14 protein-coding genes and 1 pseudogene are annotated in these 13,422 nt (G+C 48.5%); 12 read left to right on the top strand and 3 right to left on the bottom strand.

Features of this window, described 5'->3' with window-relative positions:
* Positions 1-22: 22 nt before the first annotated feature.
* Both HP399_RS28930 and HP399_RS28925 read right to left on the bottom strand, forming a co-directional pair.
* On the bottom strand, positions 23-313 hold the full coding sequence (locus tag HP399_RS28930) for a hypothetical protein (RefSeq protein ID WP_106652617.1): 291 nt from the start codon (positions 311-313) through the stop codon (positions 23-25).
* Between the two features lie 98 nt (positions 314-411).
* A complete protein-coding gene (locus HP399_RS28925) occupies positions 412-825 on the bottom strand; it encodes an Lrp/AsnC family transcriptional regulator (protein ID WP_173620920.1) in 414 nt (137 codons plus the stop codon).
* Positions 826-943: 118 nt separating this feature from the next.
* Between HP399_RS28925 and HP399_RS28920 the strand changes: the two genes are divergently transcribed.
* From HP399_RS28920 to HP399_RS28880, 9 genes and pseudogenes are all read left to right on the top strand, one after another.
* Positions 944-1,702 (top strand): MBL fold metallo-hydrolase, encoded by a 759-nt coding sequence (locus HP399_RS28920; RefSeq protein WP_173620919.1) that lies wholly within the window; start codon positions 944-946, stop codon positions 1,700-1,702.
* A 149-nt stretch (positions 1,703-1,851) separates the two neighbouring features.
* Positions 1,852-2,445: a winged helix-turn-helix domain-containing protein gene (locus tag HP399_RS28915; RefSeq protein ID WP_007726169.1), complete on the top strand. Its 594-nt coding sequence runs from the start codon at positions 1,852-1,854 to the stop codon at positions 2,443-2,445.
* The gene (locus HP399_RS28910; protein ID WP_173620918.1) at positions 2,442-2,699 is read left to right on the top strand and encodes a hypothetical protein; all 258 of its coding nucleotides are present in this window, start codon (positions 2,442-2,444) and stop codon (positions 2,697-2,699) included. Before HP399_RS28915 ends, HP399_RS28910 begins: the two co-directional genes overlap by 4 nt.
* A gap of 35 nt (positions 2,700-2,734) precedes the next feature.
* On the top strand, positions 2,735-3,316 hold the full coding sequence (clpP, locus tag HP399_RS28905) for an ATP-dependent Clp endopeptidase proteolytic subunit ClpP (protein WP_007726172.1): 582 nt from the start codon (positions 2,735-2,737) through the stop codon (positions 3,314-3,316).
* Between the two features lie 16 nt (positions 3,317-3,332).
* On the top strand, positions 3,333-4,346 hold the full coding sequence (locus HP399_RS28900; RefSeq protein WP_173620917.1) for an NAD-dependent epimerase/dehydratase family protein: 1,014 nt from the start codon (positions 3,333-3,335) through the stop codon (positions 4,344-4,346).
* Between the two features lie 140 nt (positions 4,347-4,486).
* Positions 4,487-6,172: a methyl-accepting chemotaxis protein gene (locus HP399_RS28895; protein ID WP_173620916.1), complete on the top strand. Its 1,686-nt coding sequence runs from the start codon at positions 4,487-4,489 to the stop codon at positions 6,170-6,172.
* A gap of 166 nt (positions 6,173-6,338) precedes the next feature.
* Positions 6,339-6,770: pseudogene (locus HP399_RS28890) on the top strand (helix-turn-helix domain-containing protein); the annotation flags it as partial.
* 76 nt (positions 6,771-6,846) lie between these two features.
* Complete coding sequence (locus HP399_RS28885) at positions 6,847-7,209, top strand: cupin domain-containing protein (protein WP_173620915.1); 363 nt, start codon at positions 6,847-6,849, stop codon at positions 7,207-7,209.
* An 89-nt stretch (positions 7,210-7,298) separates the two neighbouring features.
* Positions 7,299-7,733: a metal-dependent hydrolase gene (locus HP399_RS28880; RefSeq protein WP_173620914.1), complete on the top strand. Its 435-nt coding sequence runs from the start codon at positions 7,299-7,301 to the stop codon at positions 7,731-7,733.
* A 134-nt stretch (positions 7,734-7,867) separates the two neighbouring features.
* Here HP399_RS28880 and HP399_RS28875 read toward each other — a convergent pair whose 3' ends face one another.
* Positions 7,868-9,517 (bottom strand): DUF6583 family protein, encoded by a 1,650-nt coding sequence (locus tag HP399_RS28875; RefSeq protein WP_173620913.1) that lies wholly within the window; start codon positions 9,515-9,517, stop codon positions 7,868-7,870.
* A gap of 212 nt (positions 9,518-9,729) precedes the next feature.
* Here HP399_RS28875 and HP399_RS28870 point away from each other — a divergent pair, with 212 nt between their 5' ends.
* The 3 genes from HP399_RS28870 (at position 9,730) to HP399_RS28860 (ending at position 13,032) form a co-directional block, all read left to right on the top strand.
* On the top strand, positions 9,730-10,644 hold the full coding sequence (locus tag HP399_RS28870) for a LysR family transcriptional regulator (protein ID WP_007726190.1): 915 nt from the start codon (positions 9,730-9,732) through the stop codon (positions 10,642-10,644).
* A 97-nt stretch (positions 10,645-10,741) separates the two neighbouring features.
* A complete protein-coding gene (locus HP399_RS28865; protein ID WP_228088402.1) occupies positions 10,742-11,830 on the top strand; it encodes a DUF418 domain-containing protein in 1,089 nt (362 codons plus the stop codon).
* A gap of 98 nt (positions 11,831-11,928) precedes the next feature.
* Positions 11,929-13,032: a citrate synthase/methylcitrate synthase gene (locus HP399_RS28860; RefSeq protein ID WP_173620972.1), complete on the top strand. Its 1,104-nt coding sequence runs from the start codon at positions 11,929-11,931 to the stop codon at positions 13,030-13,032.
* Positions 13,033-13,422: the final 390 nt, after the last annotated feature.

Here is a 13,422-nt window from a genome sequence, read left to right as displayed (position 1 = left end):
TCAACCTCCTTTTGGATATTCGTTACGCTACGCGATCCAAAACAAAGGAACCATATGTATCCATTTCGCCGTCTGTATGCTGTATGCGCCTGAATAAGCGAAGGCGCTGCGGTTGCCTTGCCGCCATAGGATAAGTCTCAACCAACAACGTGTTAATGGAAGGTCGGTACGTATCTGTGACGTTCTGATGTAGAGCCCGGTTTTGCAGGTAACACTGTCTGAGACAAAAAGCAGAAGTGAAGCATCCTACAAAAAGCGCGACCAAGGCGAAGAAATCCTCCAGCGAAAACAGCAGTAATAGCATATCTTCCATGGCGACTCTCCTCCCTTCGTATTCATCATTCTACTTTTGTTCACAATATCGTGCAACCCTGAAAAATCATGAGAACGGATACATTGCCAAATCTCCAATTATTTCAATTTGTTAATCGATAGGTTGACACGGTAGTTCCCAAAAGGAAGCAGGGCATCTAAAAAATGATTGAGAGCCTCTTGATCTGGGACATGTACGACCATGGTATAGCAGCCTTCTCCGCTGATGCGGTGCGCCTCGACGATCTCGCTGCGACTTTTGATAAAACCAGTGAAGAGAGAATGATCAGTAGTGGTCATGAACATGGTAACCAGAGCAGTGAGGACTGGGGCGATTTTGGCTTCATCAATGAGCGTTGTATAGCCTTGAATAATGCCTTGCTCCTCCATTCGTCTAATGCGGTTGCCGACGGCTTGACCGCTTAGATGGACCTGTTCGCCAATGTCCTTCCACTGCAATCGGCTGTTTTTGCGTAGCAAGGCAAGGATGGAGAGATCGATTGGGTCTAGCATGTGTATCTCCTTTCACGGCGAAAGTCGGTAGCCAGCAATCGTTTCGCGGCAACCGTTCACGACCTTATACAATAAATGTACATCCATTATAACGATAACGAGGAAAGGAAGAAATGACATGCAGATTCAGCTTGTACGACATGCTACCTTGCGTGTGGAATATGCAGGGCTTACATTTTTGATTGACCCGATGTTTAGCTCCAAAGGAGAAATGCCAGCAGTACCAAATACGCCGAATCAGCGCCCGAATCCAGGAGTAGAATTGCCCATATCCGTGGAGGAGGTACTCGCTGGCGTGGACGCCCTCTTGGTGACGCATACCCATTTCGATCATCTCGATGAAGCGGCCATACGCCTTCTCCCGAAGCATTTGCCTGTATTTTGCCAGCCACCGGATCTGGATAAGCTGATGCAGCATGGCTTCGAACAAGTCATTGCCATCGAAGAGGAGTATACATGGCAAGGGGTTCACTTGCATCGGACAGGTGGTCAACACGGAACAGGGGAAATCGGACAGCAGATGGGGCCAGTATCTGGCTTTGTCTTGAAGCAAGCTGGCGAGCTGACGCTGTATGTGGCGGGGGATACGATCTGGTGTGAGGAAATGGAGCAGGCTGTTGCAGCATATTGTCCAGATGCGATCGTCGTTTTCGCAGGTGCGGCCCGGTTCTTGACGGGAGACCCGATTACGATGACGAAGGAGGATATCGTCCATGTCGCAAATGCCGCGCCCAACAGCCATATCTTCGTTGCCCACATGGAGACGTGGAACCATTGCTTGCTCAGTCGCCAGGAATTGAATGAATGCTTGCAGGAAAAACAGATGTCCGGTCGCGTACATGTTCCGCAGGATGGTGAAATCATCTCTTTTCCATGAGCGATCCGAATATGAATGAAAAACAAAGCTCCGCAGGTCATAGCGGGGCTTTTGACGTTGTCGAAAAAAGGCTTATCCATCATTTGACAAACAAAAACGAACGTAATAAACTATTTTTACGTAAATGATTAATGTCATGAGGTGTTATTGTGGCGCACGAACAACTGGAAACATATGTAGTCGAGAAGCCGGAACAGGCGATGGCGCTATTGAACCCGCTCCGTGCCGAGATATTAAGCCGTTTGGCAGAGCCTGCTTCAGCAGCAGAAGTCGCACGTGGTATCAATGAAATCCCGCAGCGTGTCAATTATCACTTGAAGGCCTTGGAAAAGGTCGGATTGGTCAGGCGGGTAGGGAGTCGACAGGTGCGCAATCTCGTCGAGGTGCTTTATTTGGCGATTGCACGGACGTATGTGCTCTCGGAAGGACTGAACTGGGGCAACGATACCGTTCAGCAAATGAAGGATCAAGGATCGTTGTCTCATCTGGTCCAGACAGCAGAACGAATCAAGCGGGATGCCATGCTCTTGCTGGAGCGTTCCGATCAGGAGGTGGAGGTTCCGAGCGCCTCACTGAATGCGAGTATTCAGCTTGCCAGTGCGGAACAGCGTAGTGCTTTTGTAGAGGAATACGTCCAACTGGTGAATCAGCTTGTGGCGAAGTATCAGCCAAAAGAAAAGGGACAAGAAACGTATCAGGTGGTTCTCGCGGTTTATCCAAAACAAGGAGGAGACGAGGCATGAAGGCACAAGCTGTGGAGTCAAACAAGTCCAAACCCGTAATCGTTTGGGAAAATCGTATCCAGCCACATTCTGATCAGATCATTGCCATGCCAACCCGAAACGGAAATGGAGTTGCTGTCGAAAGAGAAGCAGCGGTTCAGACATGGTCAGTGGGTCCGGCGAGTAATCCGGCAGTCGTGACGCAGGTTTCATCTGGATTTAACAAAAAATCAGTGGCGGTTCCACAAGCAACCAGCATGCGTATGGCCGCGTAAAAAGTCGAGCGTAAACAAGCGAAGGAGGGTTTTTCATGAATCTCATCCCGGTAGTAGTCGAGCAAACGAGTTATGGAGAGAGGTCCTATGACATTTACTCCCGGTTGTTGAAGGATCGCATCATTTTTCTCGGCAGTGCCATTGATGATCAGGTAGCCAATGCAGTCGTAGCTCAGTTGCTGTTCCTGGCAGCAGAGGACCCGAAAAAAGATATTCACCTTTATATCAATTCGCCCGGAGGCTCTGTCACCGCAGGGATGGCGATTATTGATACGATGAGTTTCATTGCGCCTGATGTGTCCACGATCTGCACGGGGATGGCAGCGTCCATGGGAGCGATGCTTCTTGTAGCAGGAGCGCCGGGCAAACGGTACGCGCTGCCCAATGCAGAAGTCATGCTCCACCAGCCATGGGGAGGCAGTCAAGGACAGGCGAGCGATATCAAGATCGCAGCAGACCGTATTATGCGACATCGCAACATGCTGTATACGATCATCGCGGAGCGTACGGGAAAGACAGTCGAGCAAATCGAAAAAGATGCAGACCGTGACTATTTCCTTACCGCCGCAGAGGCGCTCGAATACGGTTTGATTGATAAAGTGATCGAAAAATTGTAGAGCTGGGGGTGCCGGGGTGAAGATCCTATTTTTGGGGGGAACGCGTTTTATCGGTCCACATGCAGTGAAGCGCTTGGCAGAAGCAGGTCATGAAGTTGCTGTATTTAATAGGGGGCTTACCCTCGGCGCAGCCTCTCTTCCACAAGGTGTCGTCTCTATTACGGGAGATCGTGCCCTCCTGGGTGAATACCGGGAGACTTTTCGTTCCTTTGCACCTGATGTCGTTATTGATCTGTTTCCGTACACAGAAGCAGATGCCCGCCTGCTGATAGAAACGTTTCAGGATATAGCTAGTCGTGTCGTGGCGATCAGTAGCTGTGACGTGTATCAGGCGTTCGGACGGGTGAACAAGATCGAATCCGGTCCGATTACGACCGAGCCGCTTACGGAGCAGTCTCCGCTTTGCGAGAAGCGCTATCCGTTCCGCGGGGCCAGACCAGATCGCGAATATTATGACAAGGTACTCGTGGAGGGAGTCGTGATGGGTCAGCAGAGTCTGCCAGGCACGATTTTGCGCCTGCCGATGGTGTATGGCCCGCATGATTACCAGCATCGCGTCTATCCGTACCTTCAGCAGATGCGTGACGGGCGTCCGTTTATTTTGCTCGAAGAAGGCTTTGCTTCTTGGCGGTGGGCACGCGGCTACGTAGAAGACATCGCGCATGCCATTTGTCTGGTGGCTACCGACGATCGAGCAAAAAATCAGATTTACCACGTAGCAGAAGAGCAATGCTCGTCGATGCGAGAGTGGATTGAACGAATCGGCAGCGTTTACGGTTGGAGTGGCAAAGTGATTACAGCGCCTTCTACTGAGTTACCAAATGAGTGGGTCCCGCAGATCGAATCGAAGCAGCATATTCAGCTGGATTCAGCAAAAATCAGGCGAGAGCTGGGGTATACCGAACAAGCTACCGCAGAGGAGTCTATGCGACGTACGATTGCATGGGAGCTCGACCATCCCCCTGAAAACATGTTACAAGAAAACAACTATATAACAGAGGATAAACTGCTCGCGAAGCTCGGCGTTTAGTATCTATCTAGTAGTTTCGTGTAAAGTCTGTTTGAACCGTCAGGATGTTGTCTGGCGGTTTTTTGTTTGCACATCAAAGTGTTTGAGGGAAGGAGGAGCTGGGTATGAACAAGAGTAGCAGATGACGGGAGGCTCACCTTGTGAAAATCAGAACGAAAATCATCCTGGCTTTTGGCGTCATATTGGCAGTTATGTTCGGTTCAGGTACGTATATGTACGTGCAAATGTTAGCAATGAAGGCATCTTACACAAAAATTATCGAAGAGGAAGAATTATTGACGGATCTGCGAGAAATGCAGTTTATCATGACGGGTCGAAATAATGACGAACGCGCCTACTTGTTAACGGGTGATGAAGAATTTCGGATGGAATTGAAGGAAAAGGCAGCAAAGGTGGACAGCCTGTTTGCCAAAATGAACAGTTCTCTTGAGTCTTCTCACCATCTTGGAGAAATGGAGGAGGCAAAGAGACTATATAATTCCTATCTGGAGTCAAGCGATAAAGTGGTAGAGGCACTGGATAAAGGTTTGCGTGAAGAAGCCATCTCTCATCATTTCGGTCAGGAACGGCAATCGAGAAAAGAAATGGATTCGGTTGTGAGTGGATTGGTTGAAGAGGTGCGTAATGAAATCAAAGTAGATCAACAGGAGCTGGCGGAGAGCGAAGGAATTTCAGCCATGATTCAGTTGTTTTTTAATGTAGTGGGAATTCTCGTTGCGATTGTGGTTGGGGGTCTTCTGATTCGCTCGATTGTAGCACCGCTGCATCGGGTGAACAAACAGCTCTATGATATCGCTGACGGAAAAGGAGATTTGACGCAAGAGTTGACCGTCTTTTCAAAAGACGAGATTGGACAGTTGGCAGGCTCATTCAACCGGATGCTAGCCAATTTACGAGAGTTGATTTCTCAGGTTCGCGAGCATGCCCAGCAGGTTGCAGCTGCGGCTGAACAGCTGACAGCGAGCTCCAAGCAAACGAGCCTAGCTACGGAACAGATCGCCATCACGGTCCAGGAAATGACGGAAGGAACGGACAGGCAATCCCAAAACGTAGAGGAGAGTCAGCAGGAAGTCGAAGAAATATCAGCAGGAATTGAAAAAATTGCAGCACGTGCGCAAAACGTGTCTGCTGCGGCTGCCAGTACCTCACAGCTGGCGACAGAGGGGGATCGAACCATCCAGCAGTCGGTTTCCCAGATGAACGGGATCGGAGAAACGATGGAGAATTTGACTGCACTGGTAGGTGGCTTGGGAAAACGCTCCGAGCAAATCGGTCAAATCGTCGAAGTCATTACGCAAATTTCAGGTCAGACAAATCTATTGGCATTGAATGCCGCCATCGAAGCGGCGAGGGCGGGCGAGCATGGCAGAGGCTTTGCTGTCGTGGCGGATGAAGTGCGAAAGCTGGCGGAGCAGGCATCTGCATCGGCACAAGAAATTTCCCAGCTGGTCGCGTCGATCCAGATGGAGACGAATGAAGCGGTCCTCACGATGGAAAAAGGCTCTCAAGAAGTATCAGATGGAATGGGAGGCGTCGCAAGAGCAGGAGAAGCGTTCTCTCAAATTCGCGATGCTGTTGTGGGCGTGACGAATGAAATTCAAGTAGTATCGACTGCTGCACATACCCTTACGGAAAGTACAGGCAAGGTCGGACAATCGATGCAGATGATTGCCAATGTAGCGCAATCGGCTGTCTCTCACTCGGTGGGAGTCTCTTCTGCTACAGAAGAACAGCTTGCTTCGATGGAGGAGATCTACTCCTCGGCTGCATCGCTGGCGAGTCTCGCGGATGATTTGGAAAAGCTGATAGGTCATTTCAAGGTATAAAGCTTCGCCACAAGAAACACCCCTTAGAATCGATTGAAAGATTCTGAGGGGTGTTTCTGCCCAGGGAAGTAAGTGCTTTGTTGCTTTTTTAGTTAAATTTCTCAATATTTCTGTAGAACATACGTTCTTATTGTGGTAAACTCCTCCTGTGGGGAAGTGAATCGCGATGCTCCGTAAAAAAGCGTTCCATTTTCGAGTTTTCCCTAATCAGGAACAAGCCGTACTCATCTCGAAAACATTGGGGTGTAGTCGCTTTGTGTTCAAGCGATTTCTTGCACGCTGGAACGAAACCTACAAACAAACGGGCAAAGGGTTAGATAGCACCGTCCTTCAATCCTCCCTCCCAAACCTCACAGATACATTCACCCGATTTTTCAAAAAACAAATGGAAGCACCGCGTTTCAAAAGCAAGAAGAATAAAGTCCAGACTTATACGACGAAGCATATGAATGCAAACATCCGAATCGACGGTAACCAAATCACGCTGCTAAAGCTTGGCTGAGTGAGATTCGCAAAATCCCGAGAGGTAGAAGGGCGGATTCTAAACGTCACGGTACGAAGGAATCAGACTGGGAAATATTTTGTTTCGGCAGTAATCGTGGCAGATGAGTCTGTCATAGCACCACTAGTTGCGCTATGATAGGGCTTACACGTCAAAAGGCGGAGGGGCAAGTATGAAACGATTCCGATTTGATCAGCAAGTAGGCAAAACGATTGATCGCTATAATTCCGTCCATGCGACGATTTCTCGTGTCATGCGCACACCTGATTCCGTTTCGATAGGATGTATCCATTTGGAGGCAGGCGGGATTGTCGGTTATCATCCGGCGCCTTGCCCTCAGCTTTTTCTTGTGGTGAGCGGTGAAGGCTGGGTACGTGGCGAAGGTACAGAGCGCATCTCGATCCAGAGTGGTCAGGCGGCATTCTGGATCACAGGAGAAGGGCACGAATCAGGCAGTGAAACCGGAATGACGGCAATCGTGATCGAAGGAGATGGACTCGATCCGGAGAGCTTTATGTCCTTGTTGGAGACGTAGCATCCGTATGTATGATGGTATTGGTTTGCCATTCCACCAACCGTACATAAGCTCATTAGACTATCCTAGAAAGACGGTGTGAAAGGCGAATGAATTGGAAAACACATATGGCACTTGGTGCCATCGCAGGCTACTGCTCCTATCCTTCATGGAAGGGCAGCGTCATTGGCGCGACAATGGCACTTGTACCTGATATCGATCAAGCAAATAGCAAGCTCGGAAACTTGATGGGACCTGTATCCAAAATGCTGCAAAAAGGATTCGGTCATCGTACAGTGACACACTCATGGGTAATATTGTTCCTTCCATTTCTGCTATTCGGTGATTCTCCGGCTGCAATGGCAGCGCTTTGGGGGATATTGTCCCATCTAATCAGCGATATGCTGGTGGGACGCATTCAGTTATTGTGGCCGTTGCGAATGGGATGGCTCGGCATTCGGGTGTCCAAGTCGATGTATCGGACTGTGGATCGAATCGTGTTTTATGTAGCGATTGTGTATATCGTGATCAAAGGTTATCAGTAAGAAGAATGGACATTGAAAAAGGATCTCCCTACAGGAGGTCCTTTTTCATTAGAACAAAAAAGCTGACACCGGTTTAGGACCGATGTCAGCTTGCTAGTAACGATTATGAGCGGATTCTTCTTATCACGAAACAATTAAGGCATCATGAACTGTTGCACGAGCTCAGCGTTTTCAGTCATGAACTTATCTGCGTTTTGCATGACTTCTTGTTGCGCTTCCATCATTTGTTGGTCAGTCACAGTAGCGAAATTGATGGAGTTGTCAGCAGTCATAGCTGGAATTTCCAGTGCTTTGCCGAATTCTGCTTTGGACTTCAGCTTGAAGCTAAAGCCTTTTGGCATATCTGGAGTAGGGTTCGAGAAGTTCACTTTTACGGTGCCGTCAGAATCTACACCATTGTCCGTCTTCGTCTCATTCACGGTAACATTACCGGTCAGAGCAACAGGGTTGGAGGAATATTCGTCTGCCACTACGAGTGCAAAGTCATACTTTCCGGTTTTTGTCTTGTCTTGCTTGGTTGTCTCAAAAGTAGTCGCGAGGTCCAGAACTGGCTGGTCAGTCTCTTTCGCCAGGATGCTGAACTTGCCCTTTGTCTTGTCTTTTTCTTCTGTCGCTCTGTACGTGAAGGACATTTCGCCATTTTTCTGATCAGACAGGTTGTGCAGGGAGTAACGGTAGTACGATTCTGCACCTTTATCGTAGGAAACACTGCTGTAGACCAGCTGATCTTTTTGCTCTTTCTCATCGAACAAGAGCTTGCGGGACAAGATTTGATGATCGCTATCCACGAGCACGACCATTCTCAATTGATCAGTTGATTTGGCGTCTGTATCTTCTGTATCCTTGATGATGTCATCGAAGGCTTGCTCGTAGTTTTTCTTGAATTCTTCTTTGCTGATTTCTTCTACTTTGTAGCCGCTATCGAGCATCAGTGTAGCCACATTGTGGTAGCGGCTGTAGATCAGGTCAAACAGCTTTTGGTCTGCTTTTGCCTTCTCTGCAATTTGCTTCGTCAGAGCCGCGCCTTCAGCGTCGTTAAAAGTAATCGTGATCTCACGTGCATCTGCCTTGAGTCCTTCTTCGGAGAAGGATACGTCTTTCTTGATGCTTACCTGGCTATCTTTGATGCTGTCAGCATACAGCAAGGCATATGGAGTCATGACCGTTTTGAGTTCATCTTGGTTAAAATTGATCGCTTCATGTAAATCGCTATAGCTTACGAAGCGCTTCGGCAGTTCCTCGCCGCCCAGCTTTTCCTTAAGTGCATCGCGATCTTTTAGGTCCATATAAGCGTATTTAGAGTAAAACTCTGGCAGTTTGAAGCCCATCACGGAATCATTCATGAAGTATTCAAGAGTAGCCAGCTTTTTATCTTGTAGGTGAACTTCCAGGTTCCCGGATTGCTGATTTTTCTGTTCATCGATGTTGCTTTGCATTACGAGCTTCGCTTTGCCCAGCATGTCGAGAATTTTTTGTGCTTGCGGGTCTGGGATCGTTGCATCTAGGGCAATTTCACTCAACTCAGTGGTGGAGTGAACTGGTTTTTCCAGGTATGGCTTCATGTAGTCTTGGTATTCCCCGTAAGCTTTGGATGCGTCGCTTGAAAACTTCATCATGCTCTCCGCTTCCGCTTGCAGGTAAATCGTTTTTGCGCTCTTAAACAAATCGAACTTGGCATAGGCGGTTCCTAATCCACCCAGCACAACGACAGCCGCTGCCCCTGCGATCAGCCATACTTTTTTACTGCTTTTGCGCGGTGGGTTCACGTTTGTTGCGGTTTCCATCTTTTCTCTCCCCTTTTGCTCTCTCTTTGGTGAGTCCAATGTGCGTAATGATTTTGCGCACTCGATTTTGTATTGTACCATAAGGGGGATGAAGGGGAACGATTTCCAGTAAAATTCTTCAAAAAAGAGGAAGAAAGACCCAAATGGTTGCATTCTTCCTTCTTTTGTATGCATATAGAACAAAGAAAAAGCGACAGCAGGGGGGAGATCACGTGGATTTTCGCGTGCTGCAAACGTTTATGGTGGCGGCTACGACAGAAAATTTTCACCAGACAGCAGAAGCATTGTTCATTGCGCAGCCTACTGTCAGCCAACATATACGACAATTGGAAAAGGAATTGGGGATCAAGCTGTTTGAACGGGTTGGCAAACGCGTTCGGTTAACGGCTGCGGGCAAACGCTACTTGCCACATGCAAAAGGACTCCTCCAACAATGGCATAACAGTATGGAGGATTTGCAGGCTTGGAGACAGGGCTATCGTGAAAAGCTGCAACTGGCTGTTTCACCGATTATTGCCCGTGCTCGTTTTTCCCATTTGCTGCACCGTTACACCAAGCTCTATCCCGATGTAGATATCTCGATTAAAATTGTCGACTCCGTGGAAATTGGCCCGCTGGTTCAAAATGGACAAGCTGATCTGGGCTTAACCCGGATGGTGCCGGGAGAATTCCAGTTGTCTACTTATCTTTTGTACGAAGATCCTGTCGTTTTTGCAGTCCCTCACAGTGGCGGAGATATGGAGGCGCCCTTGCCTGATTGGGAGCAAGAGGTGCAAGCGAACCGTTTGTTGACCCACAATCACCCGGGTTACTGGGATGAGGTGCTGTTGCTTTTGCGTCAGAGGGGGCTTTCCTTGCGTACGATGGCTGTTTCGCAGGTAGACATTACAAAGCGATTCATCGAGGATGGATTAGGCGTTTCCTTTTTGCCTCGGACGGCTGTCGATCGGGATTTGTTTGAAAACCGCTTTATTGAACTGCCCACACCTGGACTTGTTTTGCCGAAGGTCGCTTCTTATTTGCTGGTACCCAAAGCAGGGATTAGCGAGCCAGCGCAGCATTTTATGGAAATCTTACATTCCTTGTATCCACCGATGCCGCTTGTTCTGTCAGGGGGACGGACATAGAAGCTAACAAGCCTGTAAGGTAGAGGTAAGGTGAATCGATAGTTTTGATGAGCATATGTATGCTACACTGAACCCTGCTTAGAGACAGCAGGAGGGAATGACGAATATGCAGGCTGAACCAATCGCACAGAAGGATCGGATTTATTCTATTGATATTGTAAGGGGATTGGCATTGTTCGGTATTTTGCTGGTGAACTTGCCGGGCTTCATCATGTATTCGGAAGACGTTCGTATGCCAATAGAAGCAGGGATCGATGCATGGATTCGCTTAAGCTATGATTTATTCATTCAAACGAAATTTTTCGGGATCTTTTCGTTTCTGTTTGGCTTAGGTTTTTACATTTTTATGTCACGGGCTGAACAGCGTGGACAAAAAGTATTTCGTCTCTTCAGCAGACGGTTGTTCGCGATGTTTTTCATTGGTGTGATTCACGTCATTTTGTGGTTTGGAGATATTTTGACGGTGTACGCACTCCTCGGCTTTTTACTGATGCCATTTTATCGAAGAAAGTCTTCTACGATTCTAGCATGGGCAGCCAGTCTGGGAGGCGTGTACATGCTCACTCAAGGCGCGGCACTCGTACAGAAGCTCAATGGTCAAGAGGTCTATTCGTTTGTAGCATCACTTCAGACGACACTGATACCGATCTTCGTGATGTTCCTGTTTGGTTTGTATGCGGGAAAACGTGGTTTGATTGCTCAAATTCGCGAGCATAAGCCGTTGTTGAAACGAATCGCTGCGACTACTCTCGCAATCAGTCTTCCGATCGCAGCAGGGATTGTGTGGGCGAGCGGCGTTGTCTTTGGTCCAAAACTTGAACAGGTGAATAAAATATTGGTTGATCTGAGTACGCTGCCTATGGCGCTGTGCTTTATCGCCAGCTTGTTTCTGTTACTTGATCGTGAGCCGGCAAGGAAAATTCTCCAGCCGTTTGCTTACACGGGTCAAATGGGGTTAACGACTTATTTGGGTCAGACAGTCATCATGACCATTCTGATTCCTTTGTTCGGTATTACAGCAATGCCGCTCTCTTCTTGGTTTTTGCTCGCGTTGCCGATCTATGCGTTTCAATTACTCGTAAGCTGGCTGTGGCTGAAGCGTTTTAATCGAGGGCCGATGGAAAAGCTGTGGCGTTTCCTGACATACGGACGTAAAAAGAAGACGGTTCCAGCTCCTGTTAATTGATTATAAAACGCGATCAATACCCCGTTTTTCTTCTATTTCCCTTCGTGATTATGAATCGATATACTGGAGGGAAAAGAGATGAAAATGGAGTGGTGATGATGACAAAACAACATCCTTTGGCTATCGGCTTGGATGGTATCGCCGTAGCAGAAACAGACCTTAGTTTGGTGGATGGGATTAATGGACTGCTGGTGTATCGCGGTCATTGGGCGCGTGATTTGGCTATTCACCACACATTTGAGGAAGTGGCACACCTGCTCTGGTTCGGACATTTACCTAGCGAGCAGGAGTTGACTGATTTAAAAGATAAGTTCAAAGCAAACCGTGAGCTGCCGGAGCACGTAAAGGGAATCCTAAAGCTGATCCCGGCAGATGTAGATATGATGAGTGTACTGCGTACAGGTGTTTCGGCGCTGGGCAGTTCCTCGCACGGCTTCCCGCCGACGATTGATGAAGTGATTTCGCTGGCTGCCAAGATGCCGACAATCGTTGCGTATCGCTTCGCTTGTCTGGAGGGCCGCGAGCCGTTGGCACCGAATCCGGAGCTGGATCATACAGCGAACTATCTGTATATGCTCAAGGGCGAAAAGCCGAAAGCGGCACATGTTCGCGCACTGGATGCGTACCTGATTTTGACGCAGGAGCATGGCATGAATGCATCCACATTCTCCGGTCGAGTCGTTAGCTCGACCGAATCCGATCTGATTTCTTCCATTACGGCGGCAATCGGAACTCTGAAAGGTCCTTTGCACGGCGGAGCACCATCAGAAGTGACGGAGATGATCGAGGCTATCGGGACGAAGGAAAATGCAGAGCCGTGGCTGCGCAACAAACTGGAGAGCGGCGGACGTTTGATGGGCTTCGGGCACCGCATCTATAAAACGATTGATCCGCGTGCAACTGCTCTGCGCGTTGTTGCATCCGAGCTGTCGTCCAACGATCCGTGGTTCGATCTGGCGACACATGTAGAAAAAGTAGGCTTGCAGCTGCTGGAAGAGTACAAACCAGGCCGCAAGCTGAATACAAACGTAGAGTTTTTTGCCGCAGCTGTTATGCGGGCGGTTGGCTTGGACGACAATTTGTTTACACCGACATTTGCCGTGAGCCGTGTGGTCGGTTGGAGTGCGCACATCCTGGAGCAGGCAGGAAAAAACCGCATTATTCGCCCTCAATCCAATTACATTGGCACGATGCCAGAATAATCGAGACGTTTATCATGAAAGCTATCCGTTATGCGGGTAGCTTTTTTTCGTGTTTATAAATGTGGCTGCGGTGGGGAGAAGAATATTTCCAGTCTAGGCACCAGGCTCCGTCCTGCTGGGGGCTGAGACTGTCCGCTCCGAAGCGATTAGTGGGGAAACGCAAAAGTGGTAGCCGCTTCGTAGTATGGGCACGTTGCGTTTCTTTTGCCCGCTAATCGCTTCTCCGCTCGGTAGGACTCCACAAGTCGCTACGTCTGGAAATATTCTTCTCTGTCGTAACTAAAGACATTCTTCATTCTTTTAAGTCTTTTAAAATCGTAATAACACGGAAAGCTCGAAGAGGAAACAGGAGAAAAAAGCGAAGATCTTTGGTACACCGACCGAGACGGA

This window comes from Brevibacillus sp. DP1.3A, from assembly GCF_013284245.2.
Lineage (GTDB): Bacteria > Bacillota > Bacilli > Brevibacillales > Brevibacillaceae > Brevibacillus.
Note: the sequence above shows the minus strand (reverse complement) of the source record. Positions and strands in the feature narration are given on the sequence as shown.

Bases quoted from the DNA above. Each gene is read 5' to 3' on its own strand.
- HP399_RS28930 (WP_106652617.1), bottom strand. From the start codon at position 313: ATGGAAGATATGCTATTACTGCTGTTTTCGCTGGAGGATTTCTTCGCC.
- HP399_RS28925 (WP_173620920.1), bottom strand. From the start codon at position 825: ATGCTAGACCCAATCGATCTCTCCATCCTTGCCTTGCTACGCAAAAAC.
- HP399_RS28920 (WP_173620919.1), top strand. From the start codon at position 944: ATGCAGATTCAGCTTGTACGACATGCTACCTTGCGTGTGGAATATGCA.
- HP399_RS28910 (WP_173620918.1), top strand. From the start codon at position 2,442: ATGAAGGCACAAGCTGTGGAGTCAAACAAGTCCAAACCCGTAATCGTT.
- clpP (WP_007726172.1), top strand. From the start codon at position 2,735: ATGAATCTCATCCCGGTAGTAGTCGAGCAAACGAGTTATGGAGAGAGG.
- HP399_RS28885 (WP_173620915.1), top strand. From the start codon at position 6,847: ATGAAACGATTCCGATTTGATCAGCAAGTAGGCAAAACGATTGATCGC.
- HP399_RS28880 (WP_173620914.1), top strand. From the start codon at position 7,299: ATGAATTGGAAAACACATATGGCACTTGGTGCCATCGCAGGCTACTGC.
- HP399_RS28875 (WP_173620913.1), bottom strand. From the start codon at position 9,517: ATGGAAACCGCAACAAACGTGAACCCACCGCGCAAAAGCAGTAAAAAA.
- HP399_RS28865 (WP_228088402.1), top strand. From the start codon at position 10,742: ATGACGAATATGCAGGCTGAACCAATCGCACAGAAGGATCGGATTTAT.
- HP399_RS28860 (WP_173620972.1), top strand. From the start codon at position 11,929: ATGACAAAACAACATCCTTTGGCTATCGGCTTGGATGGTATCGCCGTA.